The 25,721-nt window shown below is 67.1% G+C and carries 25 protein-coding genes; 15 read left to right on the top strand and 10 right to left on the bottom strand.

Annotation, left to right across the window (positions count from 1 at the left end; all coding sequences use genetic code 11):
• Positions 1 to 4 precede the first annotated feature (4 nt).
• Together ACZYSP_RS21200 and ACZYSP_RS21195 are read right to left on the bottom strand one after the other, a co-directional pair.
• Positions 5 to 1,165 carry an ABC transporter substrate-binding protein gene (locus ACZYSP_RS21200; protein ID WP_093057003.1) on the bottom strand — a complete coding sequence of 387 codons (1,161 nt, stop codon included), beginning with the start codon at positions 1,163 to 1,165 and terminating at the stop codon, positions 5 to 7.
• A 105-nt stretch (positions 1,166 to 1,270) separates the two neighbouring features.
• Complete coding sequence (locus ACZYSP_RS21195; protein ID WP_093174866.1) at positions 1,271 to 2,851, bottom strand: phospholipase D family protein; 1,581 nt, start codon at positions 2,849 to 2,851, stop codon at positions 1,271 to 1,273.
• A gap of 72 nt (positions 2,852 to 2,923) precedes the next feature.
• On the opposite strand from ACZYSP_RS21195, the gene ACZYSP_RS21190 reads away from it, so the two are divergent.
• Complete coding sequence (locus ACZYSP_RS21190) at positions 2,924 to 4,153, top strand: nucleoside recognition domain-containing protein (protein WP_093057005.1); 1,230 nt, start codon at positions 2,924 to 2,926, stop codon at positions 4,151 to 4,153.
• Between the two features lie 270 nt (positions 4,154 to 4,423).
• Here ACZYSP_RS21190 and ACZYSP_RS21185 read toward each other — a convergent pair whose 3' ends face one another.
• Positions 4,424 to 6,400, bottom strand: a complete 1,977-nt coding sequence (locus tag ACZYSP_RS21185) for an alkyl/aryl-sulfatase (RefSeq protein WP_489016360.1) — start codon at positions 6,398 to 6,400, stop codon at positions 4,424 to 4,426.
• Positions 6,401 to 6,461: 61 nt separating this feature from the next.
• Between ACZYSP_RS21185 and ACZYSP_RS21180 the strand changes: the two genes are divergently transcribed.
• From ACZYSP_RS21180 to ACZYSP_RS21170, 3 genes are read left to right on the top strand one after another with little or no spacing between them, the layout of a single operon-like run.
• The gene (locus tag ACZYSP_RS21180) at positions 6,462 to 7,385 is read left to right on the top strand and encodes a LysR family transcriptional regulator (protein ID WP_256216739.1); all 924 of its coding nucleotides are present in this window, start codon (positions 6,462 to 6,464) and stop codon (positions 7,383 to 7,385) included.
• 41 nt (positions 7,386 to 7,426) lie between these two features.
• On the top strand, positions 7,427 to 7,936 hold the full coding sequence (locus ACZYSP_RS21175) for a flavin reductase family protein (RefSeq protein WP_093057008.1): 510 nt from the start codon (positions 7,427 to 7,429) through the stop codon (positions 7,934 to 7,936).
• On the top strand, positions 7,936 to 8,436 hold the full coding sequence (locus tag ACZYSP_RS21170; RefSeq protein ID WP_489016357.1) for a BON domain-containing protein: 501 nt from the start codon (positions 7,936 to 7,938) through the stop codon (positions 8,434 to 8,436). The genes ACZYSP_RS21175 and ACZYSP_RS21170 overlap by 1 nt, the downstream gene beginning before the upstream one ends.
• A 12-nt stretch (positions 8,437 to 8,448) precedes the next feature.
• Here the strand turns inward: ACZYSP_RS21170 and ACZYSP_RS21165 are convergent, their stop codons facing one another.
• From ACZYSP_RS21165 to ACZYSP_RS21150, 4 genes are read right to left on the bottom strand one after another with little or no spacing between them, the layout of a single operon-like run.
• Complete coding sequence (locus ACZYSP_RS21165; protein ID WP_093076673.1) at positions 8,449 to 9,258, bottom strand: ABC transporter permease; 810 nt, start codon at positions 9,256 to 9,258, stop codon at positions 8,449 to 8,451.
• A gap of 11 nt (positions 9,259 to 9,269) precedes the next feature.
• On the bottom strand, positions 9,270 to 10,025 hold the full coding sequence (locus ACZYSP_RS21160; RefSeq protein WP_093076609.1) for an ABC transporter ATP-binding protein: 756 nt from the start codon (positions 10,023 to 10,025) through the stop codon (positions 9,270 to 9,272).
• Positions 10,022 to 10,987 carry an ABC transporter substrate-binding protein gene (locus ACZYSP_RS21155; RefSeq protein ID WP_093076607.1) on the bottom strand — a complete coding sequence of 322 codons (966 nt, stop codon included), beginning with the start codon at positions 10,985 to 10,987 and terminating at the stop codon, positions 10,022 to 10,024. Before ACZYSP_RS21155 ends, ACZYSP_RS21160 begins: the two co-directional genes overlap by 4 nt.
• Positions 10,984 to 12,111 carry an aryl-sulfate sulfotransferase gene (locus tag ACZYSP_RS21150; RefSeq protein WP_256216738.1) on the bottom strand — a complete coding sequence of 376 codons (1,128 nt, stop codon included), beginning with the start codon at positions 12,109 to 12,111 and terminating at the stop codon, positions 10,984 to 10,986. The genes ACZYSP_RS21155 and ACZYSP_RS21150 overlap by 4 nt, the downstream gene beginning before the upstream one ends.
• 114 nt (positions 12,112 to 12,225) lie before the next feature.
• Here ACZYSP_RS21150 and ACZYSP_RS21145 point away from each other — a divergent pair, with 114 nt between their 5' ends.
• From ACZYSP_RS21145 to ACZYSP_RS21135, 3 genes are all read left to right on the top strand, one after another.
• Positions 12,226 to 13,179 (top strand): LysR family transcriptional regulator, encoded by a 954-nt coding sequence (locus ACZYSP_RS21145; RefSeq protein ID WP_489016353.1) that lies wholly within the window; start codon positions 12,226 to 12,228, stop codon positions 13,177 to 13,179.
• A 66-nt stretch (positions 13,180 to 13,245) separates the two neighbouring features.
• Positions 13,246 to 14,154 carry a DMT family transporter gene (locus tag ACZYSP_RS21140; protein WP_093076603.1) on the top strand — a complete coding sequence of 303 codons (909 nt, stop codon included), beginning with the start codon at positions 13,246 to 13,248 and terminating at the stop codon, positions 14,152 to 14,154.
• On the top strand, positions 14,151 to 15,095 hold the full coding sequence (locus ACZYSP_RS21135; RefSeq protein WP_097197474.1) for a glutaminase: 945 nt from the start codon (positions 14,151 to 14,153) through the stop codon (positions 15,093 to 15,095). The genes ACZYSP_RS21140 and ACZYSP_RS21135 overlap by 4 nt, the downstream gene beginning before the upstream one ends.
• 4 nt (positions 15,096 to 15,099) lie before the next feature.
• On the opposite strand, the gene ACZYSP_RS21130 is transcribed toward ACZYSP_RS21135, so the two are convergent.
• Positions 15,100 to 16,086 (bottom strand): NAD-dependent epimerase/dehydratase family protein, encoded by a 987-nt coding sequence (locus tag ACZYSP_RS21130; protein ID WP_489016350.1) that lies wholly within the window; start codon positions 16,084 to 16,086, stop codon positions 15,100 to 15,102.
• 95 nt (positions 16,087 to 16,181) lie between these two features.
• On the opposite strand from ACZYSP_RS21130, the gene ACZYSP_RS21125 reads away from it, so the two are divergent.
• The 5 genes from ACZYSP_RS21125 to ACZYSP_RS21105 all read left to right on the top strand — a co-directional run bounded on the left by ACZYSP_RS21125 (position 16,182) and on the right by ACZYSP_RS21105 (position 21,241).
• Positions 16,182 to 17,120, top strand: coding sequence for a LysR family transcriptional regulator (locus ACZYSP_RS21125; RefSeq protein WP_097197476.1), 939 nt, complete (start codon positions 16,182 to 16,184; stop codon positions 17,118 to 17,120).
• Entirely contained in the window at positions 17,117 to 17,608 is a 492-nt protein-coding gene (locus ACZYSP_RS21120) for a hypothetical protein (protein WP_093057018.1), read from the top strand. The genes ACZYSP_RS21125 and ACZYSP_RS21120 overlap by 4 nt, the downstream gene beginning before the upstream one ends.
• Before the next feature lie 179 nt (positions 17,609 to 17,787).
• Positions 17,788 to 18,825 (top strand): aliphatic amidase, encoded by a 1,038-nt coding sequence (locus ACZYSP_RS21115; RefSeq protein ID WP_093076596.1) that lies wholly within the window; start codon positions 17,788 to 17,790, stop codon positions 18,823 to 18,825.
• Positions 18,822 to 19,640, top strand: coding sequence for a CbbQ/NirQ/NorQ/GpvN family protein (locus ACZYSP_RS21110; RefSeq protein ID WP_489016347.1), 819 nt, complete (start codon positions 18,822 to 18,824; stop codon positions 19,638 to 19,640). The genes ACZYSP_RS21115 and ACZYSP_RS21110 overlap by 4 nt, the downstream gene beginning before the upstream one ends.
• Positions 19,637 to 21,241 (top strand): nitric oxide reductase activation protein NorD, encoded by a 1,605-nt coding sequence (locus ACZYSP_RS21105; protein ID WP_489016346.1) that lies wholly within the window; start codon positions 19,637 to 19,639, stop codon positions 21,239 to 21,241. Before ACZYSP_RS21110 ends, ACZYSP_RS21105 begins: the two co-directional genes overlap by 4 nt.
• Here ACZYSP_RS21105 and ACZYSP_RS21100 read toward each other — a convergent pair.
• Positions 21,228 to 22,118 carry a LysR family transcriptional regulator gene (locus ACZYSP_RS21100; RefSeq protein WP_093057022.1) on the bottom strand — a complete coding sequence of 297 codons (891 nt, stop codon included), beginning with the start codon at positions 22,116 to 22,118 and terminating at the stop codon, positions 21,228 to 21,230. The two genes, ACZYSP_RS21105 and ACZYSP_RS21100, sit on opposite strands and share 14 nt — an antisense overlap.
• A 106-nt stretch (positions 22,119 to 22,224) precedes the next feature.
• On the opposite strand from ACZYSP_RS21100, the gene ACZYSP_RS21095 reads away from it, so the two are divergent.
• From ACZYSP_RS21095 to ACZYSP_RS21085, 3 genes are read left to right on the top strand one after another with little or no spacing between them, the layout of a single operon-like run.
• A complete protein-coding gene (locus tag ACZYSP_RS21095) occupies positions 22,225 to 22,419 on the top strand; it encodes a YjiS-like domain-containing protein (RefSeq protein ID WP_489016344.1) in 195 nt (64 codons plus the stop codon).
• A gap of 18 nt (positions 22,420 to 22,437) precedes the next feature.
• Positions 22,438 to 24,123, top strand: a complete 1,686-nt coding sequence (locus tag ACZYSP_RS21090; RefSeq protein ID WP_489016342.1) for a hypothetical protein — start codon at positions 22,438 to 22,440, stop codon at positions 24,121 to 24,123.
• Between the two features lie 47 nt (positions 24,124 to 24,170).
• Complete coding sequence (locus ACZYSP_RS21085) at positions 24,171 to 24,899, top strand: HNH endonuclease (RefSeq protein WP_489016340.1); 729 nt, start codon at positions 24,171 to 24,173, stop codon at positions 24,897 to 24,899.
• Positions 24,900 to 24,904: 5 nt separating this feature from the next.
• Here the strand turns inward: ACZYSP_RS21085 and ACZYSP_RS21080 are convergent, their stop codons facing one another.
• Entirely contained in the window at positions 24,905 to 25,528 is a 624-nt protein-coding gene (locus tag ACZYSP_RS21080; protein WP_489016338.1) for a hypothetical protein, read from the bottom strand.
• Positions 25,529 to 25,721 lie beyond the last annotated feature (193 nt).

The following is a 25,721-nucleotide window of genomic DNA, read 5'->3' as shown; positions in this document are numbered from 1 at the left end:
GCGTTCAGCTCAGCATCTGCCCGCGGCTGCCGATGACGGCCACGTCCACGAACTGCCCGCCTTCGCGGTTGGTCCGACCGTAGTTGATCTTCACCCCGCCCAGGTCGAAGTTCTCGATGCTCGCCAGCCCCGACATCACCGACGCACGCGTGAGCGAACCACCGGCACGGCGCATGCCTTCAGCCAGCACTGCGGCGTTCAGATAGCCCTCCAGGCTCGTGAGCGAGAAGTCCTTGACGCCGTTGGCCACCATGTCGGCCTGATAGCGGCGCACGATCTCGAACTTGGTCGAGTACGGCGACGGCACCACGATCACGAAGCCCAGGCCCTTGGCCAGGTCGCCCATGGCCGACAGCGCGCTGGCCGTGATCGACAGGCCATAGGCCGAGCTGCTGTTGCCCGCCTCGCGCAGTGCCTTCAGGAACACCGGCGCCGTGCCGGCCAGCCCGACCACCACCACCTGCGGCTTGGCCTTGGCGATCGCTTCGGCGGCGGGGCCCACTTCCATGCTGGTGGTGTTGGGCGTGGTCGCGATCACCGCCGGCTCCAGCTTGGCCTTGGCCAGCGCATTCTTGAAGGCCGCCAGCACCGACTGCCCCAGCGGGTCGTTCGAATGCACGAGGCCGATGCGGCTCTGGCCCAGCACGGCGGCGGTGCTCACGAGCTTGTCGACTTCCTGGTCGTAGTTGGCGCGCACCCAGAAGGTGTTGGGCGAAGCCTTCTTGCGCAGCGCGATCGTGCCGGTGATCGGGCCGACCACGGCCATGCCGGGCACAGCGTCCATCACCTCGGCTGTCTGGCGCGTGCCCAGCGGGTGCAGCAGCGCAAGCACGGAGCTGTCTTTCTCGAAGGCCAGCGCGTTGGCCTTGGCCACGTCGGGCTTGAAGGTGTCGTCGGCCATCACGAGCTCGACCTTGGTGCCGTTGATGCCGCCCGCCTTGTTCAGCGCATTGAAGAACGCGCTCGAACCCTGGAACAGCCCCTGCCCGTTGGCCTTCTCGACGCTGCTGTTGTCGAAGGTGGTGCCGATGCGCACCGGCCGGTTCTGCGCAAGCGCCGGAAAACCCAGGCCCGCGGCGGCGGTTGCTGCGGCCAGCCCGGTCAGCGCACGCCGACGGCTGGTGGAAAGCGGCGCAATCGACTCGCGCGGCACGGGAACGGTCATGGTCGAAGTCTCCAGGAGGTAATGCGTTAGTGACAAAAATTCACATTCTTTCAAGGAATGTAACGCACCCACTCTCCACCTGAGATGACAGCGGCAGCTACTTCGCTAAAGCAGCTCTTCGCCCACGATGGGCAGCAGCAGCCAGTTCTTGAAGCGCAGCCAGAGGAATTCGCCGGGCTCGTCCTCGTGGACGATGTCGCCGCCGGCGTCGTCGTACTCCAGCCATTGCACGCGCCGGCCGTTGGGCCCGAGCCGCAGCCGGTAGCCGAGGTTCACGCGCTCGCCCGACATGAGCTTGTTGTAGTCCTGCACCAGCTCGGGACTGTCGATGACCAGGCCGATCTCGGTGTTGACGGCGGCCGAGCGGTGGTCGAGGTTCATCGAGCCGACGAAGAAGCGCTCGTTGTCGACGATTGCCAGCTTGGCGTGCAGCCGGCTGATCGACTTGCCGAAGTCGCCGAAGCGGCCCGAACTGCCGCTTAGCGTGGGCGCGATCTCGAAGATGGTGACGCCGATCTTCAGCATGTCGGCGCGGTAGCGCTCGTAGCCCGCGTAGGCCAGCGGCTCGTCGGTCGCGCCCAGCGAGTTGGTCACGACCGTGATGCGCCCGCCCTTGGCGATGCACGCCCGCATTTCCTCCAGGCCCTTGGGGCCCGGAATGAAGTACGGCGAGGCAATGACGACCTCGCGCCGCGTGGCGTTGATCACGCTGAGCGCGCCTTCGGTCACGCTGCCGATGTAGGCCTCGTCGGCCTTGCGCGTGATCTTGTCGGGGTCGTCGATGAACAGCGTGGCCGGCGCCCAATAACGGTCGAGCTTGCCGGTGATGAGCTGCTCGCCCACGGGCGACTTGTTGAGCACGTCGCGCGGGCGAATGGGCACGTCGGGCACGGCCGTGCGCGCAATTTCGTCGAAGCGCCGCTGCGCCGCCTCGCGCGTCATGCCGTGCAGCGGCGCGATGCGCTCGATGGGCCATGCGTGCGAGCTGTTCCAGTAGCGGTCGAAGCCTTCGGACATCTGCCGCACGACCGGGCCGCTGGAAATCACGTCCATGTCGATGAAGTTCGCGGCCGTGCTGCGCATGAAGTACTCATTACCGATGTTGCGGCCGCCCGACACGGCAAAGCTGTTGTCGGCCACCAGCAGCTTGTTGTGCATGCGGTGGTTGATGCGGCCGAAGTCGGTCAGCGACATGAGCAGCCGCGTGCCGAGCGAACTGGCGCGCGAAGGCAGCGGGTTGAACAGCCGCACCTCTACGTTGGGAAAGGCCGCGAGCGTGCCGAACAGCTCGTCCTCGCCGCCGGTGTAGAGGTCGTCCACCAGCAGGCGCACCCGCACGCCACGCGCCGCGGCCTCGCGCAGTTCGCGCAGGAACAGCAGGCCGATGTCGTCGCGCTGCACCAGGTAGTACTGCACGTCGAGCGACTTCTCGGCATGCCGCGCGAGCGAGATGCGGGCGTCGAAGGCAAACGCCGCCTCGGGCAGCAGCCGGAAGCCCGACAGCGCGGTGGAATCGCCCGGCGCGCCCTTGGCCGCCAGCTGCCCCAGTTCTGTCTGCGCCACGTCGGTGAACGCCGTGACGTTCGCCTTCGGCTCGGGCGGCGGCAGGCTGACGCAGCCGGTGAGCCAAATGGCCGCCAGGACGCTCAGGCAGGCGGCAAAACGACGGACGATGAGGGCGCGCATGGCCCGAACTGTAGCTCGCGGCGGGCCCGGATGGCGGCCCTATCATCGAAGCGAAACAAAAGGAAAAGAAGCGTGCTCAACGGCTTGTGGCTTGGTTTCTTCGGGGTGGCGGCACTGGCGGCGCTGGGGCGGTGGCTCATCGGCGGCGACCCGACCGTGTTCGCGGCGCTGGTCGAGAGCCTGTTCGCGATGGCGCGGCTGGCGGTCGAGGTGATGGTGCTGCTGTTCGGCACGCTCACGCTGTGGCTGGGCTTTTTGCGCATCGCCGAGGCCGCGGGGCTGGTCGGCTGGCTCGCGCGGCTGCTGGGGCCGTTGTTCCGGCGGCTCATGCCGGGCGTGCCGGCGGGGCATCCGGCGCTCGGGCTCATCACGATGAACTTTGCGGCCAACGCGCTGGGGCTGGACAACGCCGCCACGCCCATCGGCCTGAAGGCAATGCGCGAACTGCAGCGGCTGAACCCCGACCCGGTGACGGCCACCAACGCGCAGATCCTCTTCCTGGTACTTAATGCCTCGTCGCTGACCTTGCTGCCGGTCACCATCTTCATGTACCGCGCACAACAGGGCGCGGGCGACCCGACGCTGGTGTTCCTGCCGATCCTGCTGGCCACCAGCGCCTCCACGCTGGTCGGGCTGCTCTCGGTGGCGGTGGCGCAGCGGCTGCGGCTCTGGGACCCGGTGGTGCTGGCCTACCTGCTGCCGGGCGCGCTGCTGCTGGGCGGCTTCATGGCGCTGCTGGGCACGCTGTCGGCGGCGGCCATTGCATCGCTGTCTTCGCTGCTGGGCAACCTCACGCTATTCGGCGTGATCGTCGTGTTCCTGCTGGCCGGGGCGATACGCCGCATCAAGGTGTACGAGTGTTTCATCGAAGGCGCGAAGGAAGGCTTCGACATCGCGAAGAACCTGCTGCCGTACCTCGTCGCGATGCTGTGCGCGGTCGGCGTACTGCGCGCTTCGGGCGCGCTCGACTTCGCGTTGAACGGCCTGCGCTGGCTGGTGAACGCCGGCGGCTTCGACGCTCGTTTCGTCGACGCCATGCCCACCGCGCTGGTCAAGCCCTTCTCGGGCAGCGCGGCGCGCGCGATGCTGATCGAGACCATGAAGAGCCAGGGCGTCGACAGCTTTCCCGCGCTGGTGGCCGCCACCATCCAGGGCAGCACCGAAACCACCTTCTACGTGCTGGCCGTGTATTTCGGCGCCGTTGGCATCCAGAGAGCGCGGCATGCGGTGGCCTGCGCGTTGCTGGCAGAGTTGGCCGGTGTTGTGGCGGCTGTCGCGGTCTGCTATTGGTTCTTTGGCTAGGACTCGGCGTTGTTTCGGGGCGCGATCACGCCGACGGGGTACCTTGCTCCGCGAATGTCCTCCGGCCTGCGGCCTCCCCCTTTATTTCGCTGCGCAAGGCACCCCATCGACGTGATCGTTCAGAGCACTTGTTGATAGGCCGGCATGAGCGCTGCGTCCATGTGCGAATGGCACCGGGTGCTCCCCGCAGCGAAATAAAGGAGGAGGCCGCAGGCCGGGGGACATTCGCGGAGGGGAGTACCCGGTGTCATTCGCACACCCCCCGAACCCTCACTTCCGCGGCTCGACAACAGGAAACATCGGCTCGAAGGTATCAAGCATCGAGAGCAATTCGCCCAGCTTCGCCCGGTCACCATCGATCTTCACCTTGCCCGCCAGCACCGCAGCAGGAAAGCTCGTCTCCTTCAGCGTGACTGCATCGAGCGTGGCGCGGCTCAGCGTGACCGTGGCATCGGCTCCCGGCTGCTGACCGGCGATGTGCGTGAGCGCGGAGTTCTCCAGCGTCAGCACGAACTGCTGGTTCGAATCGGTGAAGTTCCAGTTGATGACCATCTTCTTGCCCTCGGCTTTGGCCGCATCGAGCCGCACGCCGAGGAAGTCGAAGAACAGGTCGTTGCTCACCGCTTTCAGCGTGTCGGCGTTGGAGCTGTTGCCGCCCGGAATCTTCGGCACGCCATTGCGCAGCTCCATCGCACCCACCAGATACGCGCTGCGCCAGGTGCCGGCCTCCGACTGGTAGCCCATCTGCTCGAGCGCATCGGCGCCCAGCTCGCGGGCTGCGCGATTGGCTAGGTCGGCATACACCAGCTGACTCATCGCGCTGGCCACCCAGCGGAACTCGCCCTTCTTGAAGTCTTCGCGCGCACGCGCCAGCACCGCGTCTGCGCCGCCCATGTACTCGACCGTCTTCCTCGCATAGGCCACCGGCGGCAGCGGGTTCAGGTTGGCGGGATTGGCGTCGTACCAGCCCAGGTACTTCTGGTACACGGCCTTGGCGTTGTGCCGCAACGTGCCGTAGTAGCCGCGCGCGGACCATTCCTGCTCCAGGCTCGCGGGCATGCGCAGCGTTTCTGCGATGTCGGCCGACGTGTAGCCCTGGTTGAGCAGGCGCAGCGACTGGTCGTTGATGAACTTGTACATGTCGCGCTGCTTCTTCAGCAGGTCGACGATGCGCCCGCCCCCGAAGGTGGGCCAGTGGTGCTGGGCGATGAGCACGTCTGTCTTGTCGCCGAAGGCCACGCGCGCCTCGTCGATGTACTTCGACCACAGGTTGCCGTCGCGCACCTCCGCGCCGCGGATGGTGTAGAGGTTGTGCATGTTGTGCGTCACGTCCTCTGCCATGTTCAGCACGCGGAACTGCGGCAGGTACATGATCATTTCCGACGGCGCCTCCGAGCCCGGCACGAGCTTGAAGACGAACTGCACGCCGTCGATGGTGCGCTCTTCGGTCGGCTTGTCGATTGTGGCCGTGGGCGCAATCAGCGAAATGGTGCCGCGCGCCAGCGCCTTGCCCAGGCCCGTGTCGACCTGCCCGCGCGCGCCCGGCGGCAGCAGCGTGCCGAACTGGTACTGCGAGCGCCGGCTCATCGCATTGCCCGCGAGGATGTTCTCGGCCACGGCCGTTTCCATGAAGCCCGCGGGCGCGAGCACCTGCACCTTGCCGGCCTTCACGTCGGCCTCGTCGATCACGCCCTTCACGCCGCCGAAGTGATCGGCATGGCCGTGCGTGTAGATCACCGTGCCCACCGGCTTGTGCGGGCGGTGCTGGTAGTACAGGGCAAGCGCGGCGCGTGCGGTTTCGGCGGCCAGCAGCGGGTCGATGACGATCAGCGAGCTGTCGCCTTCCACGATGGTCATGTTGGCGATGTCGAAGCCGCGCACCTGGTAGACGCGGTCGGTCACCTTGAAGAGGCCATGGATCGCATTGAGCTGCGCCTGCCGCCACAGGCTCGGGTTGACGGTGTCGGCCGCTTCGTTTGCCTTCAGGAAGTCGTAGGGCTTCATGCTCCACACCGGCCGCGTGCCGCTGCCGGGCACCAGCGCATCGGGCACGGTGCCGACGAAGCCGCGCATCGCGTCCTCGAAGTCCTGCCGGTTGGCGAAAGGCAGCGTCTTCGCCATGTCGGCGTTGGCTTGCAGCGTGGAAGGCTCGGGCGCCTTGGGCGCGATCTGCGCGGAGATCGACGGGGCGCCGAGCGCGCAAGCCAGTGCGACGAATGCAGCTGTGGAGAAGGAAGAAGGGGTCATCCGGCAATTCTCCGAAGCGGCAGAAGCATTGGCAAATGCAAAATACGCGCTTCCTTTTAAAGTGAAACGCAAAATGCAGTTGCGCCAGCTCCAGCATCTTGTTGCCCTTGCCGAGCAGGGCAGCTTCGGCCGCGCAGCGCAGGCCGTGCACCTGTCGCAGCCCGCGCTCTCGCGCAGCATCGACACCCTGGAAGACAGCCTGCAGGCGCGCCTGATCGACCGGGCCTATGGCACCGTGCGCTTCACGCAAGCCGGCGAGCTCGTGCTGGCGCGTGCCCGCGAACTGCTGGCCGATGCGCAGCAGATCCAGCGCGACGTGCTGCAGCTCGAAGGCCTCGCCATCGGCAGCCTCGCCGTGGGGCTCGGTCCCTTCGCCGCGAGCACGCTCGGGCGCATGGCCCTGTCGCTGATGACGCAGCGCCATCCGCAACTCCTGATGCGCATGGAAGTGGCCGACACCGCCACGCTCAGCGAGCGCCTGCACCGGCGCCAGCTCGACCTGTTCATCGCCGACACTCGCGACCTGAAGAAGCAGCCCGGCCTCAAGCTTGCCCGGCTGCCCGACCTGCCGGTCTCGTTCTTCGTGCAGCCGAAGCACCCGCTGCGCCGGCTGAAGCAGGTGACGCTGGAAAAAGCCATGCGCTATCCCGTGGCCGGCCCCAACCTCCCCGCCGAGGTGGCTGCGTATTTCGACAGCCAGATCCAGCGCGACGACCGCGGCGTGTTCAACGTCACCTGCGACGACGCCGGCACCCTGCGCCACCTGGCCCTGACCGCCAACGCGGTCATCCTCGCGCCCCACGCGCCGGCCCTGAACACCGACACCAACGCCCTCGTGCCACTGCCGGTGGTCGGCTTTGCCCGCATGCAGACGCACTACAGCCTGGTGACGCTCGCGGGCCGAACGCCCTCGGCCGCCGCCACCGTCTATACCCGCCTGGTGACAGAGTTGATGGGCCCGGTCAGGCAGCCCGCCGGGCGCTGAGCCAAAATGGCCCTCCTGCCGACCACCGCCCAGCCTCTTTCGTGACCACTCCCCGCCGGGCCCAGCCGCCCTCCTTTTCGACCGACGAGTTTCGTGAATCGCTCGGCATGTTCGCCACCGGCGTCACCGTGGTCACTGCGCGCGCGGCCGACGGCACGCTGGTCGGCCTCACCGCCAACTCGTTCAACTCGGTGTCGCTGGCACCGCCGCTGGTGCTGTGGAGCCTTGCACGCGCGGCCGGCTCGATGCCCGCACTGAGCACCGGCTCGCACTACACGGTGAATATCCTGGCGGCCAACCAGAAGGCGCTGGCCGAGCGCTTCGCCACCAAGAACATCGACCGCTGGGCAGACGTGGCCTTCACCGAGGGCCTCGGCGGTGCGCCGGTGCTGGTAGGCGCGGCGGCCAGCTTCGAGTGCTTCAACCGCAGCCGCTATGACGAAGGCGACCACGTGATCTTCGTGGGCGAGGTGGAGCGCTGCACGCACGACGCGGGCGCCTCGCCGCTGCTGTTCCACGGCGGGCGCTTCTACACCGAGCATCCCTTGTAATGAACCGCCCTGCGCTCCTGTCGTCTGTCTTGTTGCTTGCCGCACAGACCGGCATGGCGCAGGAAGCGAACGGGCCGCTCAAGCAGAACTGGTTCGACGACCCGTTCTTCCAGGTGTCCGCGGGCCTGCCGGCCTGCGCCATGCCCGAGGGGCCGTTCTACACCGCCGAAGAGCGCCTCATGCAGACCCATTCGCGGCTGGAGCGCGGCACCAGCTGCTGGCTGGCCGGCAAATGCACCGACAGCAACGCCTACCGCTACGACAAGCCCCTCGCACCCAAGGTGCGCGCCGCGCTGCTGGCGGTGCCCGGAGTGAACAAGGGCAGCGTGTGGGTCATGATCCAGCGCCGCTGGGTGTACCTGCAGGGCTGCGTGCCGAACGCGGCGCTGGCGAAGAAGCTGGAACGCGCGGCGCGTGCATTGCCCGATGTGGAGACGGTGGTGCCCGACCTGATGGTGGGCACGCGGGGCAAGCCGCCCTACCCGCTGGCCGCGAAATAGGGCCCCTGGCACTCAGCTTCCCAATGCCGATTCGTGCCAGTGCCGCAGCAGCAGCCGGCCGATCGCGCTCACCACCAGGAAGAACAGAAAGCCCAGCAGCGTCGCCGCGATCACCTCCGCGAACAGCAGTGCGGTGTACATGCGCCCCTGCGCGAACACGATCTGCACGCCCAGCCCGCCTTCGGCATTGCCCGAGCCGATGATGAATTCGCCCACGATGGCGCCGATCACCGACAACCCTGCCGAGATGCGCAGTCCCGCGAAGATGTGCGGCAGCGCACCCGGCAACCGCAGCTTCCAGAACGACACCAGCCCGCTCGCGCGGTGCAGCGCGAACAGCTCCGCAAGATTGCGCGAGGTCGAGCGCAGGCCCAGCATCGTGTTGTTGATGATGGGGAACAGCGACATGATGAAGCTGACGATCACCACCGACAGCTCGTTGTAGCCGAACCAGAGCACGATGAGCGGCGCGATCGCCACCACCGGCACGGTCTGCAGCAGCACCGCGTACGGGTACAGGCTGCGCTCCAGCAGCCGCGACTGCGCCAGTACCGCCGCACCCGCGATGCCGAGAAAGATGGCCAGCGCATAGCCCAGCAGCGCCTCCTTCAGCGTAGAGAGCGTCGCGCCCGCGAGCACTGCGGCGTTCTCGGCCGTGGCTGCCGCCACTTCCTGCGGCGACGGCAGCAGATAGCCCTTGCCCTGATAGACGGTGGCACTCAGCAGCCACCACAGGCCGATGGCGAGCAGCGCGACGACCAGCACGGGGGCGGCGTTGCGCACGAAAGCCATGGCCGAAGAAGAAGAATCAGACCGGGTCATCGCCATCTCCCTCAAGCCACGGCTTGCGCATGGTGCTGCGCACGCAGCACCGCCGTCACCTGTCCCGTAAGCGCCGCAAAGCCGGCGCTGGCGCGCAACTCGGGCGCGCGCGGGAATTCGAAAGGCACGTCGATCACGTCGAGGATGCGCCCCGGCCGCGGCGACATGACCACCACCCGGTTGGACAGGTACACCGCCTCATGCACGTTGTGCGTGACCAGCACGCCGGTGAAGCCGGCCTGGCGCCACAACGACGAGAGCTCTTCCTGCAGCACGTCGCGCGTGAGCTCATCGACCGCCGCCAGTGGCTCGTCGAGCAGCAGCAGCCCCGGCCGCAACGCCAGCGCGCGCGCCAGCGACAGCCGCATGCGCATGCCGCCCGAAAGCTGGTGCGGGTACGACTTCTCGAAGCCCGCAAGCCCCACCAGCTTCAGCGCCTCGGCCGCACGCGCCCGGTAGCTCGCGGGCGCATGGCCTTCGAGCTCCATCAGCAGCTGCGCGTTGCGCTCCACGGTGCGCCAGGGCAGCAGCGCGGCTTCCTGGAACACGAAGGCGGTCTCGATGCCGTCGGGCCGCGTGCAACGGCCCGTGCTCGGCGCGATGAGCCCCGCCATGATGCGCAGCAGCGTCGACTTGCCGCAGCCAGAAGGTCCGACGATGGAGACGAATTCGCCGGGGCGCAGCGCGAGGTCGACCGTGCCCAGCGCCTGCAACCCGGAGTCGAAGCGCTTGGACACGCCCTCCAGCCCGACGGCCGCGCCGCTCATGGGTTGCAGCCCGGCACCAGCGTGCGGTCGTAGCCCTGCTTCGCGTCGAAGTTCGCCGGCAGGAAGTTGACGCTGCGCAATTGGCCCGCCAGTTCGCTCCAGCGCGCGTCGGTCATGCAGCCGATGCGGCCTAGGTCGTGCGAGATCAGCGTCTCGATCATTTCCTTGTTGGCCGCGTCGTAGATCTCGGGCGTCATCTGCTTGTTCATGCCGGTGATCAGCGGCTTCAGCCCCGAGGGGTTGCGCACGTAGTTGGCCCAGCCCTTCTGCACCGCCGCGATGGTGGCCTTCACCAGCGCGGGGTTCTTTCGGATCATGTCGTCGGTGGTGAACAGCACGTCGTAGGGCCGGTAGCCCAGCGACGCCAGCGTGACCTGCTGCACCTGCACGCCGGCCGCGGCCATGCGCGCGGGCAGGAAGAGCGAGTAGCCCTGCTGCACCATCTTCGGGTCGTTGCGGAACAGGCTCAGGTCGCCGCTCACCGGGATCTCGCGCGTGCCGGTGAGCTTGTACTGCTTCTTCGTCCACTCCCAGTAGGCGTTGCCGATGTTCACCGCGAAGGTGCGGCCCTGCAGGTCGGCGATGGACTTCACGGCCGGGTCGGCGTGGTAGACCAGCGTGTAGGGCACGTAGTCGAGGTGTGCGAACACCGCGCGCACCGGCGCGCCGCGCAGGCGGGCCAGCAGCACGTCGTCGGCATTGCCGATGCCGAACTCGGCCTGGCCCGAGGCCACCTGCGGAATGGTCTGGATCTTCGGGCCGCCCTGCAGCACGCTGATCTCGATGCCGGCCTCCTTGCCGAGCTTGTCCTGCTGGGCCTGCCAGTAGCCGGCCTGGTCGGGCTGGGCGAACCAGTTGCTGAGGATGCGCACGGGCTTGGGAGCGTCGGCAGCCTGCGCGGAAAGAGGCAGCACCGCCGCCAGCGCCAACGGGAACGCAATGCGAAGGGCGGAAGAAATCATGATGCGGAAACCTTGAGCCATGGAAGTTGCGCCGCGCTGTAGCGGAAGGTCTGGAACACGCTGTTCTGCCGGCCGGGCACGTACTTGCGCGCGGCCTCGTCCGGGTATTCGGCGAACCAGGGAATCACGTACTCCCACACCACCTCGCCGGCCGGTGTGACCTCGAACAGGCGCCCCGTGGCCGACTCGGTGACGTGCGTGTTGCCGTTGGGCAGGCGCTGCGCGCTGCCCATGTAGGCGGTGTAGAACGCGTTGACCAGCTCGTCCGCGTACTGCCACACGACCTCGTTGGAGGCCGGGTCGATTTCGAGAACGCGCGAGAACGCCACATGCTTGCCGGTGCGGAAGTTGCCGTTGTCGAAAGCAAGAATGTGGCCGTTGGCCAGCGCGACGGGCGCGTGCTGGTGCGACAGCACCGACGGCGGAATGTGCAGCTTCACGCCTCCCGTGGCCTTGTCGACGCCGACGATGCCGGAGGTGGTGCGCAGGCTCATCAGCACCAGCCCCTCGCGCGTTACGTCCAGGCCGTTCACCAGCGGCCAGTGGGTCCGGCCGAAACCGGGGTGGATGGGGAAGTCTTCCGGCGCCAGGTGCTCCCAGGCCTTCCATTCCCACACCAGCTTGCCGTCGCGGTCGACCTCGCGGATCACGTCGCCGTACATGGCCTCGCCGGGGCCGTGGGCGGTGCCACCCGGCACGCGTTCGGCAAAGCCGGGCGGCACCGGCGCGCAGCCGGCGTACAGCAGGTGGCCGTTGTCGAGCCAGCGGGCGTCGTGGTGGTGCGTCGGGTCTTCGAAGCGCCAGACGATCTCGCCCCCGGGCGTGGCCTCGTAGAAATCGCCGCCGTGCCACAGCGACCAGGCGCCGTAGATCTCGGGCGAGTTCGCGTGGTTGCCGTTGTAGCCGAGGTTGCCGTTCTTCAGGATCACCGCCGCGCGGCCCGGGCGCACAGGCATCTTCCACTGGTGCGCGACGCGGCCCTCGATGTCGATCAGGTAGACGTTGCCGTCATCGGTCTGCGGCGCGATCAGGGTGTAGCCGCCGGCGCTGAGCGCCGGGTCGTGGGCGATCAGGCCGGTGCCGCGGCGGCGCTGGGTGATCTGGTCGACGGTGGTGGTGGTCACGGAAGCGAACCTCGGGAGTTTGAAGAGTGGTGCGAATCTAGGCCGCATCGCCCGTCAGGAAAATCTGTTTGTTTCGTACGGTGCGTATAGAAAATCCATACACTCCCCGCCACCATGCGCGCCATCTCCCAGACCTTCCGCTGTTTCGACGAAGTGGCCCGCCGCGGCTCGGTGCGCAAGGCCGCCGAGGCGCTGCACCTCACGGCGGCCGCCGTGCACCAGCAGGTGCTCAACCTCGAGGAACAGGTGGGCACGCCGCTGTTCGACCGGCTGCCGCGCGGCATGCAGCTGACCACGGCCGGCGAGATCATGGTGGCCGCCGTGCGGCGCGGGCAGCGCGACTTCGACAACGCCCTGGCCCAGGTGGAAGACCTGCGGTCGCTCAGGCGCGGGCACATCAACCTGGCGGTGTCGCATTCGTCGGCCGAACAGCTGGTGCCCGAGGTCATCGAGGCGGCCATGAAGAACTACCCGGGCGTGACCTACAGCGTGCGCTCGGGCAGCGGCGAGAACATCCTGAAGTGGGTGGCCAACGGCGAATCGGACATCGGCTTCTGCCTGCGCCGCAAGCCGCCGCCCGGCGTGGAAGAGATACGCGCGTTTCCGCAGCACCTGGGCCTGGTCACGCCGCCCGGCCATCCGCTGGCGGCGCTGGGCAAGCTGCCGCGGCTGCGCGACTGCCTGGACCACCCGCTGATCCTCATGACGCCAGACACCGAGCTGCGCGCCATGGTCGACCAGATCGACCACCGCGAGCACCGCAAGGTGCGCCCGCTGGTGGAGACCAGCTCGGTCGCGATGGTGCGGCGGCTGGTGGCCGGCGGCACGGGCATCGGCTTTCTCATTCCCGAGAACGTGGCCGAAGACGTGGAGCGCGGCACGCTGGTGTGGACCGGCCTGGCCGACGCGGGGGCGCGCTCGTTCAGCTGCCTCTACCAGCGCGCGGGCCAGGCCACGGCGGTGGCCATGGGCATGTTCCTGCAGTTCCTGGAGGCTGCGCTGCTGGCCATCGAAAAGCGCTTCGAGCAGCGCGCGCCGCTGCCTTCGCTGACCGCGTTCGCACAATAAACACGCCGGCACGATACGATCATCGGATGAATTACGCGGCAACCCGCCGCGACTGACCGGCCCCGAATGATCCAGCGCAAGACCCACCTCGACTCCCTCGCCATCGGCCTGCTCATTGCCTGCTGCGCCTTCTGGGGCCTGCAGCAGATCCTCATCAAGACCACCGTGGCCGAGGTGCCGCCGATGTGGCAGGCCTCGATCCGCATGATCGGCGCCACGGTGCTGCTGTGGCTGTGGTGTGTATCGCGAGGCGTGCCACTGTTCGAGCGCGACGGCACGCTGTGGCCCGGCTTGCTGGCCGGCCTGTTGTTCTCTGGCGAGTTCGCCGGCATCTACCTGGGGCTGCAGCACACCAGCGCCTCGCGGCTCACGGTGTTTCTCTACACCGCGCCTTTCTGGGTGTCGCTGCTGCTGCCGCGCTGGGTGCCGGCCGAGCGGCTGCGGGGCTTCCAGTGGCTGGGGCTGTTCATTGCGTTCTCGGGTGTGGTGCTGGCCTTCAGCGAGGGCTTCGGCCACATGAGTTCGTCGCAGCTCATCGGCGACGGCATGGCGCTGGCGGCCGGCATGCTCTGGGGCCTGACCACGCTCACGCTGCGCACCACGCGCCTGGCCACGGCCAGTGCGGAGAAGACGCTGTTCTATCAAGTGGCGGTAACGGCGGCGGTGTGCCCGGTGCTGTCGCTCGCGCTCGGCGAGCACTGGGGCTTTTCGTATTCCGCATGGGCCTGGACTTCCATCGGCCTGCAGACGGTGGTCGGCGCCTTCGCCAGCTATCTCGCGTGGATGTGGCTGCTGCGGCACTACCCAGCCACGCAAATGTCGTCCTTCACCTTTCTCACGCCGCTGTTCGCGCTGGTGTTCGGCGTGGTGCTGCTGAAAGAGCCGCTCACGGCGCAGCTGATCGTGGCGCTGGCCGGCGTGGCGCTGGGCATCGTGCTGGTGAACCGGCGGCCTGCGGTACAACGCTCGGCATGAGCAAGACCACAACGAACTTCCAGCCCGTTCTCGACGAGATCGTCGCCACGCTGCGTCCGCAGCTCGGCCAGGGCGGCACCGTCGCGAGCTACATCCCGGCGCTCGCCCGCGTGGACGCGCGGCAGTTCGGCATCGCGCTGCGTACCTGCCAGGGCGAAGAAGCCGGCGCGGGCGACTTCGAGACGCCCTTCTCCATCCAGAGCGTGTCGAAACTCTTCACGCTCACGCTCGCCATGCAGCGCATGGGCGACGCGCTGTGGGAGCGCATCGGGCGCGAGCCCTCGGGCAATCCGTTCAACTCGCTGGTGCAGCTCGAAAACGAGCAGGGCAAGCCCCGCAACCCGTTCATCAATGCCGGCGCCATCGCGGTGGCCGACCGGCTGGTGAGCCAGGCGAAGGCCACCGGCGGCAGCGCGAAGGCCGACATCCTCGCGCTCATGGGCAGCCTGTGCGGCGAGTCCATCGGCTTCGACGACGAAGTGGCGCAGTCGGAGGCCGACACGGGTTTTCGCAACGTCGCGCTGGCCAACTTCATGAAGAGCTTCGGCAAGATCGACAACGACGTTGCCACCGTGCTCGACACCTACTTCCACCAGTGCTCGCTGCGCATGAGCTGCCGGCAACTGGCGCGTGCCGCTGCCTTCCTGTGCCGCGACGGGGCACACCCGATCGACGGCGAACCCGAGATCACGGGCGAGCGGCAGACGCGCCGCATCAACGCGCTGATGCTCACCTGCGGCACCTACGACGCGGCGGGCGACGTGGCCTTTTCCATCGGCCTGCCCTGCAAGAGCGGCGTGGGCGGCGGCATCGTGGCGGTGGTGCCCGACCGGCTCACGCTGTGCGTGTGGTCGCCCGCGCTCGATGCCACCGGCAATTCGCTGCTGGGCATGAAGGCACTGGAGCTCTTCGTCGCGCGCACGGGGCTGTCGGTCTTCTGATCGATCAGGCCGCCATGGCCATCGGCGCCGTGGCCAGGCTGCCCATGCCTTCCAGCGCGGCCTCCACTGCCTCGTCGAGCGCGGTGTGCGGCTCACGTCCCAGGAAGGCAACCAGCTTCGCGTTGTCCATGCCCACGGGCGTTTGCCACAGGTAGCGCATCTCGCGCATTTCGCGGAAGGTGGTGACGAAGGGCGAGGCCAGCGCCAGCAGCCACCACGGAAAGGCCGACACACTCACCTTGGCGCCGGTGCGGCGAGCAACTACCTTGCGGATGGCATCGCTCATGCGCGTGCCGTCGGCGTCCCAATGGCCGGCCATGTGGAAGCGGGCAAAGGCTTCGAGCCGGTCACGCCGCGCCAGCAGCTCGACCATGGTGCGGGCCACGTCCGGCAGGTACGACCACTGGTGGCCAATGCCGGCGCGGCCAGGGTAGCTCACGCCCTTGACGGGCTGGCCAGCCTTCACCAACCCCTGCGAGAACCAGTTGTTGCCGGCCTTCGGTCCGAAGAAATCGCCAGCGCGCACGATCAGCACGCAGGCACCCTGGCGGCTGGCGTCTTCGAGGCGCCGTTCCATCTCGACGCGGATCGCGCCCTTGCGCGTGGCCGGATGCTGCGGCGAGTCTTCGGCCAGCAGCGGGAAGGCATCGGGGCCGAAGTTGTAGACCGTGCCGGGCAGCACGATCGTCGCGCCTTCGGCCTTCGCGGCGGCGATGGTGTTGTCGAGCATCGGCAGCACCAGCTCCGACCAGCGGCGGTAGCCCGGCGGGTTGACCGCATGCACGATGACCGAGCAGCCCTTCGCGGCCTGCAGTACGGCCTGCGCATCCATCGCGTCGCCGGCCAGCCAGGTGATGCCGTCCCTGCGTCCTTCGGTCGCGCCGCGCTTGAGCGCGCGCACCTCCCAGCCCGCATCGCGCAGCTGGTGGGCTACCTCGCCGCCGATGCCGCCCGTTGCGCCAAGAACCAGAACCGTGTCGTTGCGTGCCATGAAATGCTCCAGAACAGTTGTCGATGGAGGAATTCTGGGTTCGGCAGGGTTCAATTGGAATTGCCGAACATAAGCCATCGGCCATACATTTATGTATGACTTCGAATATTGGCTGGGAGCTGTACCGCTCCTTCCTCGGCGTGCTGCGCGAGGGCTCTCTCTCGGGCGCGGCGCGCGCGCTCGGCATCACCCAGCCCACGGCCGGGCGCCACGTCGCAGCGCTCGAAAAGGCGCTGGGCGTGGTGCTCTTCACACGCTCGCAGACCGGGCTGCTGCCCACCGAGGTGGCGCTGTCGTTGCGCGCGCATGCCGAGGCCATGGAAAGCACCGCCGCCTCGCTGGAGCGGGCCGCCAGCAGCCAGGGCGAAGGCGTGCGCGGCGTGGTGCGGGTGTCGGCCAGCGAGGTGGTCAGCGTCGAAGTGCTGCCGCCCATCGTGGCGCGGCTGCGCGAGGCGCACCCGGCGCTGAAGGTCGAGCTGGTGTCGACCAATCGCGTGCAGGACCTGCTTCAGCGCGAGGCCGACATCGCCGTGCGCATGGTGCGGCCCAGGCAAGAGCAGCTGCTGGCGCGCCGCATCGGCAACATCGAGTTGGGCTTCCATGCGCACCGCGACTACCTCGCCCGCCACGGCACGCCGCGCAAGCTCGAGGAGCTGGCCGCGCATTCGGTGATCGGCTACGACCAGCCCTCGGCCTTCGTGCGCAACGCGGGCAAGTCGCTCAAGGTCTTCTCGCGCGATGGCTTCTCGCTGCGCACCGACAGCGACCTCGCGCAGCTGGCGCTGATCCGTGCGGGCGCGGGCGTCGGCATCTGCCAGGTGGCGCTGGCCAGGCGCAACGACGCGCTGGTGCGGCTCATGCCGCGCACCTTCTCGCTGAAGCTCGACACCTGGGTCACGATGCACGAAGACCTGCGCAACAGCCCGCGCTGCCGCGCCGCCTTCGACGCACTGGTCGAAGGCCTCTCGCTCTATATCGGTGGCCCTGCGGCAGAGGCGAAAATACCCCGCGCCAGACCAACGACACCCGAATGACCGACCCGACAGACTCCGACACCCTCCCCCTGCAGGAAGACCGCCTCTGGCGCGACGACCGCTGGACCGCCCGCATCATCAAGAACGAGGAAGACGACGGCTGGGCCGTCGAGATGACCCGCCACGGCGACCCCGAGCCGGCACTGGTCGGCCCCTGGACCATGGGCCGCGACAAGAAGAACCCGAAGCCGCTCGACGGCCCCGCCTTTTCCACGCTGGTGAAGACCGCCGCCGAAGTCATCCGCCGCCACGAGCAGCAGCTGCACGCCACGCTCAACAAGAGCGTGACCGTCACCGCGCGCAACGACCAGCGCATTCGCGTGGCCCTGGGCATCGTGCCCGACGAGGACAACCCCTCGGCCACGCTCACCGCCTATGACGACGCCGACGACTCCGAGCTCGCCAGCGTCAACGTGTCGCCCGCCTTCAGGCTCACCGCCTCCAGCGCCACCGCCTGGATCGAATCCGGCTACGCACGCCCCCGCTGAACACAGCACCCACCGCAATCAGCGAAATGACGTATGTGCAGCCCGCGCTGAGTTGAGAACAATCGGCTTCGACGACACGAACCCGTTGCACCGCAGACAGACAGGCCCGAACCGGTTGAACCCCGGTTCGGGCCTTTTTTGTTTGTTTTCTTTCTCAACCATCCTTCAGGAGCAGCGTCATGAGACATGGTGATATTTCGAGCAGCAACGATTGCGTGGGCGTCGCGGTCGTCAACTACAAGATGCCCCGCCTGCACACCAAGGCAGAGGTGCTGGACAACGCCCGCAAGATCGGCGAAATGCTGGTCGGCATGAAGAAGGGCCTGCCGGGCATGGACCTGGTGATCTTCCCGGAGTATTCGACGCACGGGATCATGTACGACGCCAAGGAGATGTACGACACCGCGGCCACCGTGCCGGGCGAGGAGACCGCGATCTTTGCCGACGCCTGCCGCCGCGCCAACGTGTGGGGCGTGTTCTCGCTGACCGGCGAGCGCCATGAGGAGCACCCGAACAAGGCGCCCTACAACACGCTGATCCTGATGAACAACCAGGGCGAGATCGTCCAGAAGTACCGCAAGATCATGCCGTGGGTGCCCATCGAGGGCTGGTATCCGGGCGACTGCACCTACGTGAGCGATGGCCCCAAGGGCATGAAGATCAGCCTGATCATCTGCGACGACGGCAACTACCCCGAGATCTGGCGCGACTGCGCGATGCGCGGCGCCGAGCTCATCGTGCGCTGCCAGGGCTACATGTACCCGGCCAAGGAGCAGCAGATCATGGTGTCGAAGGCCATGGCCTTCATGAACAACACCTACGTGGCGGTGGCCAACGCGGCGGGCTTCGACGGCGTGTACTCGTACTTCGGCCACTCGGCGCTGATCGGCTTCGACGGCCGCACGCTGGGCGAATGCGGCGAGGAAGAGATGGGCATCAACTACGCCGAGCTCTCGATGGGCCTGATCCGCGACGCGCGCAAGAATGGCCAGTCGCAGAACCACCTGTTCAAGCTCGTGCACCGCGGCTACACCGGCACCATCAACTCCGGCGACGGCGACAAGGGCGTGGCAGCCTGCCCGTACAACTTCTACACGAAGTGGATCAACGACCCCGAGGGCACGCGCGAGATGGTGGAGTCGTTCACGCGCAGCACGGTGGGCACGCCGGAGTGCCCCATCGAGGGCATTCCGAACGAGCCGGCCCAGCACCGATGAACGCGGCGGTTCCCGATCCGCTGGCTGCCTACCGCATCGAGACCGAGCCCTTCTACCGGCCCGCGGGCAACGAGGTGGCGCTGTACCGGCAGGCGTACCGCCACCGCATGCCGCTGATCCTCAAGGGCCCGACCGGCTGCGGCAAGACCCGCTTCGTGGAGCACATGGCGTGGTCGCTGGGCCGGCCGCTGGTCACGCTGGCCTGCAACGAGGACATGACGGCCTCCGACCTCGTCGGGCGCTACCTGCTCGACGCCAACGGCACGGCCTGGCACGACGGGCCGCTGACACTCGCCGTGCGGCACGGCGGCATCTGCTATCTCGACGAGGTGGTGGAGGCGCGGCAGGACACGACCGTGGTGATCCACCCGCTGACGGACGCGCGGCGCATCCTGCCGCTCGACAAGAAGGGCGAGCTGGTGCGTGCGCATCCCGACTTTCAACTCGTGGTGTCATACAACCCCGGCTACCAGAGCAGCACGAAGGACATGAAGCCTTCGACGCGCCAGCGCTTCGCGGCGCTGGAATTCGACTACCCCGGCAGCACGCTCGAAGCGGAGATCGTGTCGCACGAAGCCGCCATCGAACTCGACCTCGCGACGAAGCTGGTGGCCATCGCGCGCTGCTCGCGCGAGCTGAAGCACCGGGGGCTCGACGAAGGCGTGTCGACGCGCATGCTGATCTATGCGGGCGTGCTGATCCGCGACGGCGTGACGCCGCGCGAGAGCTGCGAGATGACGATGACGCGCGCGCTGACCGACGACCCCGACATGGCGAGCGCGCTACAGGGCTTTGTCGAAGCGCAGTTCGGATGAACGCTGCGTTGTCGCTGCTGGCCCGTGGCCTTGCCGGCATCGATGTCGAAGTGCAGGCGCTGGCCGGAACGCGCGTCGTGCTGGTCGGCAAGCGCCTGTTGCTGCCCGAGGGCGCCGGCGAAGAACGCTTGCATCGCGCCATGGTCGCGCATGCGGTCGCGCACCTGCGCCACTCCACGCCCGCCCGCCCGGCGCGCACCCTCAAGCCCATGGGCATCGCGGTGATCTCGGCCATCGAGGACGCGCGCGTCGAACGCCTGCTGTGCCGCGACTTCCCCGGCCTGCACGGTTGGTTCGCTGAATCGCTGGCGCCCGTGCCCGACCCGCTGGACCTGGGCTTCGCGGCGCTCGTCGCGCGCATGGACCGCATGCTGATGCTGCCCGCATGGCAGGACGACAACCACTGGGTCAACAAGGCTCGCCGCCTTTTCGACGAAACCATCGCGCATGCCGGTCTGGAAGACCGCGACGCCTTCCGCGCCGTCGCCTCCATCCTCGCCAACGACCTCGGCCAGATGCGCGTGCGCTTCGAGCCCCGGGACTACGCGGTGCCCGCGCCCTATCGCGACGACAACAGCTACCTCTGGGATTTCGGCGAAGCCGATACGCCGCCGGATGAGGCCATCGCGCTCCAGCAATCGGGTGCGCTTGGCGAAGGCAGCGGCCACCCGTCAGCCGGCGGCATGGATGAGATGGAACTGGGCCGCTACACCTACCCCGAATGGGACCGCAAGCTGGAGCGCCTGCGCCCCGACTGGTGCACGGTGATCGAGAAGCTGCCCGCATGGCAAGGCCTCACCACACTGCGCGAGCAAGCCACGGCCGACAGCAAACGCATCCCTCCGCTCGCCCTGCCCCGCTCCCGCCATCTCGACCGCACGCACCGGCTGCGCCGCCAATGGGAAGGCGATGAAATCGACCTGAACGCCGCCATCGAAGTGCTGATCGACCGCCGCCTGCGCCTGCAGCCCGACCCCCGCCTGTTCATGCGCCCCGGCAAGGGCCCGCGCCCTTCGAGCCTGCTCGTGCTGCTCGACCTGTCGGCATCGGCGAACGATGCGGGCCCGCACACCGTCTCGCTGCTCGACATCGAAAAGCGGGCCGCCCTGCTGCTTGCCGCATCGAACACGCAAGGCATCGACCGCCTCGCGATCCACGGCTTTTCGTCGAACACGCGCGCCGAGATCTATTACTACCGCCTACTCGACTTCGGCCAGCCGCTCGATGCCGCGTCGCGCGCCACCATCGGCGCGGTGCAGGGGCGCTACTCCACGCGCATGGGCGCCGCGCTTCGCCATGCGACCTCGCACCTGCGCGGCGAGCCCGCGGGCCAGCGCGCGATCCTGCTCGTGACCGACGGCGCGCCTTCCGACATCGACGTGCACGACCCCGGGTACCTGGTCGAAGACGCCCGCCAAGCCGTGGCCGAGGCGCGCGAAGCCGGCGTGCACACCGCCTGCATTGCGGTGGACGGCGCAGCCGATGCCTATGTGCGCCGCATCTTCGGCTGGCGCAACCACGGCATTGCCGACGATGTGCGCACGCTGCCCCAGCGCCTGGCGCGCATGAGCGCCCGGCTCGGGATGCTCAGGCCTGGCTGAACGCCGTCAGCACCTCCAGCACGCTCAGCGTCGCGCCGTCGAGCATCGCGTGCTGGCGATGCGCAATGCCCACGCGGCGCGTGAGCTTCGGGCTCACCGGCAGGATCTGCATGCGGTCGTTGCGCACCGTGTCGGTGGACTGCTGCAGCGGCAGCAGCGCGGCGCCATAGCCCGCCGCCACCAGGCTGCGCATGGCAGCGTCATAGTTGAGCTCGATGCGTGCGCGCGGCGCGAAGCCGGCATCTGCGAACCACTCCATCGTGAGCCGGTACATGTGCGTGGTCGCCTCGTTGAAGATCAGCGGCTGAGTCGCCAGCCAGGCCGGCGTGACGCGCCTGGGCGCCTTCCAGCGCTGCGGCACGAAGGCCATCATGGGCTGCTCGCACCACGGCGTGACGACGATGCCGCGCAGCGGCGGCTGCGGAATGGCGACCAGGCCAATGTCGAGCGTGCCTGCCGCCAGCCGTTCCATGGCCTCGTAGGAGCCGCGGATGCTCACTTCGACGTCGATGCCCGAATGCTCCTCCCCCAGCGCTTCGAGCACCTGCGGCAGCAGGTCGACCAGCACGCCGGTCGAAGTGCCCAGGCGCACGCGGCCCACGCGCCCTTCGGCCTGGCGCTTGACTGCTTCGACGGCGTCGTCGGTGTCGCGCAGCAGCTTGCGTCCGCGCTCGACCAGCGCCGCTCCGGCGGCCGTGGGCGTGATGCGCCGGTTGCCGCGCACCACCAGCGGCGCGTCGAGGCGCGATTCGAGTTCGCTGATGTGCAGGCTCACCGTGGGCTGCGCCAGGTGCAGCGCCCTGGCCGCCGCCGAGAAGGTGCCGAGATCGACGATGGCGATGAGGGTGCGCAGTTGATCGAGGTTGAGCTGTCGCATCGGGTCGCCTCAGTATCAGTAAAGGTGATGGGAAGTGTCAGGAATCTCAACTTCCACAATAGCATGCACCGCCGGAAGATGAGCGCTCCCAACCAAGGAGCCCATCGTGACCGCGCCCAAGCCATCGTCTTTTCATCAACGCCTGATCCATGCCCTGCGCGGCTGGCGCCGCCGGGTGGTGAACAGCCGCCGCGCGCACGCCGACTCGCGGCAACTGGCCAGCATGAGCGACCACGATCTGCGCGACCTGGGTATCGGGCGCAGCGAAGTGCCCGAACTGCTGGACCGCCATCGGCACTGATCAGGTTCTGCGCCCGATTTGAGGTTCAATTCGGGCGTGCCCAAGCCTGCTCTCCTTTCCATCGAACTCACCTCGCCGCAGTCGGTCAACGGCCGGCGCGCGGCCTTTCAATCGCTCTGGCTGCTGGTGCGCATGCAGCATGCGCACGATGCCGGCGCCGGTGTCGTGCGGCTGGCCGACCTGCGCGGCGAAGTGTCCGATGCCAGCACCTTGCGCATGGTCGTGAGCCGCGCGTTCCGCGACTTCAAGGCCTGGAACATCGAGGTCGGCTGGGGCGAAGACACCCAGCGCGAGCCCCGCTTCCTGAATGCCGAGCGGCGCAGCCAGGGTCCGTTCTGGCTTCCCGCCGCCGAGGCGAAGCGCGTGCGCGTGCTGGTGCAAGGCCGCGCGGCCACGGCTGCCGAAGTGGCGTCGTTCCTCGGCCTGCGTTCGCGCAAAGCCCAAGCCGCCGGCTCGCCGCCGCCCGACGCGGTGCATCTGCAGGATGCGGCCTTCTGGAAGCAGCTTGTCGCCTCGCAGCAGGCGGCGCGGCAGGGCCGGCTGATGGCGCCGGTGGCGGGCGGGAACGGCAGTGGCAACGGAAGCGCGCTCGAATCGATCCGCCTCGCCGGCACGCTGGCAGCCACCGACTTCCAGCGCGCGCTGGTCACGCTCAACGAGGCCATGCTGTGGCGCCGGCTCGGCGACAACGAGCAGGCGCGTCGGCGGCTGCACGCGCTGAAGAAGCAGCGGCTCGCGCACCACGTGGCGGGCAACGACTACCTCGGTGCGATGGAATGCATCGTCTCCGCATGGTGCGCCTACACCGCGCGCGACCTGCCGCTGGCGCAGTCGCTGTTGAGCGGCATGGCCGAAGATGCGGCGCGCGGGCTGGTGCTGCGGCACCACCCCGACGTGCGCTTCGAGTGGTGCAACCTGTGGGCGCTGGTGTGCCGCTCGCGCGCGCTGGCGCTGTCGGCCGAAGACAAGCCTGCCTCAGCCGCGCTGGCCGAAGAATCACTGCGCCGCTTCGGCGAGGCGCTGGCGGCCGCCTTCGAATCGCACTCCTTCGACGCGGCGCAGCACGTGGCCGCCAACATGGGCATGGCCGCATGGCTGTTCGATCGCGTAGGGTTGTCCGACCTGCCCGCGCTTGCACACGACGGCAAGGCCGACACCACGCGGCGCGCGGTGCAATGGATCGCCTTCAGCGAATGGCTCTGCGGCCACACCGACGGCCAGGGCCGCTCGGCGTGGAATGCGATCTACCTGATGCGCATCGCGCGCGGCCACTGCCGGCCAGAGAAGCAGCCCGCGCTTGCGCAGTTCCGTGCGCAGAAGCCACTGGACCCGGCCGCCATCTCGAAGCTGGCCGGTCCGCTCGCCGATGCCTTCGATGCGACGAACTGGCCCGCGCGCTGGGTCGACGTGGCGCAGGCGCGGCTTGCCGACCACCAGGCGGGGCGCCGCCGCTACCCGGGGCTGCAGCATTGCAGCCTGCTGTTCGAGCACGCCTGGTATGCGGCGCACGCGGGCGACCTGAAGGCGGCGGAACAGTCGCTGAGCCTGCTGCGCGAAGCGCTGCCCCAGCTGGTGCCGAGCGACCGCGCGTACTTCACCGAATCATGGAACGACGCGCTGCCGGCCGAGCTGGTGCTGGAGGCGAAGCCGCCGCGCCGGCCTGCGGCGCGCAAGATGACAACTTCCCAAGCAACAAGGAAATGACCATGGATCGCGCATCTAGCCAGTTGGACTCCCAAGGACAGTCACTCTTGGCACTGCTCGTCGGGAAATTGCAGAGCGGAGGATCAGAAGCTGATCAAGCGTTCATCGGATACAAAGCAGCCCATATCGCTCTGGGGCTTACTCAGATTCGAGAGACCTGGGGGGAAAGTCTCAAGGCGCAGGAGCTCACCAACCTTGCCGACTGGACAGCGTCGACTGGCAAACCAGGAATTACCGGCTTGATCATCGACACCACCGACAAGAACGAGCCGGCGGGCGGTTACTTCAGGCTGTTCGGCAAACGCCCGGGAGACCTTGAATGGTGGTTGAAGCAGATCAATCTCTCGAGATCATTCGACTGGTCTCCTTATCTTCCTATGACCCTGCCGCCAGATCCGCCGGAGCCGCCTACAGCGATTGATATTGACGAACCTTCCAATCGGCAAAAATCCATCACCTATCGGATCATCCGCGACACGCTCCTTGCTCGTCGTGTGAAGGAAATGCACAACTATTCGTGCCAGTTATGCGGGCACTTCATCGCGCTGGCCAATGGAAGCCGCTACGCGGAGGCGCATCACATCCGTCCACTGGGTCGTCCCCACGACGGACCGGACCGCATCGAAAACATCATGTGCCTGTGCCCGAATCACCATGCTGAGATGGACCTCGGGTTTCGCAAGGTCAGTGCATCCGACCTACGTTCCGTGCCGGGCCACGCGATCGATGAGCAATATATCGGCTATCACAACGAGATCGTCTACGGAAAGCCGTAACCCACCTATTCCTCTTGCGTCAATAGCCGCATGACGGTACGAGTGTTGTGATACGGCCAATTCATGCTTGAAAAGAACATGGCTACAAGCAGAAGCACTAGTGCGACAGCAGTGAGCCCAAAGAACTGCGGTCGACCAATCTGAGAACCGGCATAAACAGCAAGGCCAATGACGAAAAGGGCGTATGCGCCAACCAGCCAACACAATGTTGTGACGAACCACCTGAAGATGTGATCTAGCAACCCAAGCTTTGCCTCTAGCTTCGAGCCACGAAGCTTAATATTTATGCATGCCCGTCGAACCTGCGCCCAAGAAATCTCTCGTTGATGTTTCCGCTGAAACTTCAGTAGCGCGTTGCGCATCTCGGCATCTGCCGAGATGCCGTAGTAACGCTTAAATGCATAGTGTTCCAGATGCTCGCGAAGAAATTCGTTGGCGTCTTTTGACAATTTCCCGGTTTCAAGAAGTTCCTTAGCAAGCGTGTGTTCCTTCTCTTGCTTCTGAGAGAAGTGCTCGAACACCTTGAACGGCTCCTTCTTCAGGACGTAATAGATCGCGAGTGCGAGGAACGCTATCCACATCTTGTCGGTGGTAGCGTTCTGAACGAAGAATTCGACGAGTTTTTCCATATTACTTAGCCCGCGAAGGCGTTGTGCGCTCGAACATTTAACGTGAGCAGTAGCCGATCGACAGAAAGTTTTGGCCCAGAATTTTCATGCGCCTCCGATTACTCTCACTGTGAAAGTGAGGAGTTCTTCTGCGCTTCGCCTTCCTGCGAGATCTGATGACTTTCCATAAGAGTTGCCAGTTGTGGCAGCCCAC

It is taken from the genome of Variovorax sp. F042 (assembly GCF_057814215.1).
This window is presented reverse-complemented; position numbering and strand designations above follow the sequence as displayed.

Coding starts and splice junctions, on each gene's coding strand:
- ACZYSP_RS21130 (WP_489016350.1), bottom strand. CDS start 16,086: ATGGCACGCAACGACACGGTTCTGGTTCTTGGCGCAACGGGCGGCATC.
- ACZYSP_RS21200 (WP_093057003.1), bottom strand. CDS start 1,165: ATGACCGTTCCCGTGCCGCGCGAGTCGATTGCGCCGCTTTCCACCAGC.
- ACZYSP_RS21195 (WP_093174866.1), bottom strand. CDS start 2,851: ATGCGCGCCCTCATCGTCCGTCGTTTTGCCGCCTGCCTGAGCGTCCTG.
- ACZYSP_RS21080 (WP_489016338.1), bottom strand. CDS start 25,528: ATGGAAAAACTCGTCGAATTCTTCGTTCAGAACGCTACCACCGACAAG.
- ACZYSP_RS21105 (WP_489016346.1), top strand. CDS start 19,637: ATGAACGCTGCGTTGTCGCTGCTGGCCCGTGGCCTTGCCGGCATCGAT.
- ACZYSP_RS21170 (WP_489016357.1), top strand. CDS start 7,936: ATGAACCGCCCTGCGCTCCTGTCGTCTGTCTTGTTGCTTGCCGCACAG.
- ACZYSP_RS21140 (WP_093076603.1), top strand. CDS start 13,246: ATGATCCAGCGCAAGACCCACCTCGACTCCCTCGCCATCGGCCTGCTC.
- ACZYSP_RS21110 (WP_489016347.1), top strand. CDS start 18,822: ATGAACGCGGCGGTTCCCGATCCGCTGGCTGCCTACCGCATCGAGACC.
- ACZYSP_RS21100 (WP_093057022.1), bottom strand. CDS start 22,118: ATGCGACAGCTCAACCTCGATCAACTGCGCACCCTCATCGCCATCGTC.
- ACZYSP_RS21185 (WP_489016360.1), bottom strand. CDS start 6,400: ATGACCCCTTCTTCCTTCTCCACAGCTGCATTCGTCGCACTGGCTTGC.
- ACZYSP_RS21120 (WP_093057018.1), top strand. CDS start 17,117: ATGACCGACCCGACAGACTCCGACACCCTCCCCCTGCAGGAAGACCGC.
- ACZYSP_RS21165 (WP_093076673.1), bottom strand. CDS start 9,258: ATGACCCGGTCTGATTCTTCTTCTTCGGCCATGGCTTTCGTGCGCAAC.
- ACZYSP_RS21125 (WP_097197476.1), top strand. CDS start 16,182: ATGACTTCGAATATTGGCTGGGAGCTGTACCGCTCCTTCCTCGGCGTG.
- ACZYSP_RS21155 (WP_093076607.1), bottom strand. CDS start 10,987: ATGATTTCTTCCGCCCTTCGCATTGCGTTCCCGTTGGCGCTGGCGGCG.
- ACZYSP_RS21135 (WP_097197474.1), top strand. CDS start 14,151: ATGAGCAAGACCACAACGAACTTCCAGCCCGTTCTCGACGAGATCGTC.
- ACZYSP_RS21115 (WP_093076596.1), top strand. CDS start 17,788: ATGAGACATGGTGATATTTCGAGCAGCAACGATTGCGTGGGCGTCGCG.
- ACZYSP_RS21160 (WP_093076609.1), bottom strand. CDS start 10,025: ATGAGCGGCGCGGCCGTCGGGCTGGAGGGCGTGTCCAAGCGCTTCGAC.
- ACZYSP_RS21145 (WP_489016353.1), top strand. CDS start 12,226: ATGCGCGCCATCTCCCAGACCTTCCGCTGTTTCGACGAAGTGGCCCGC.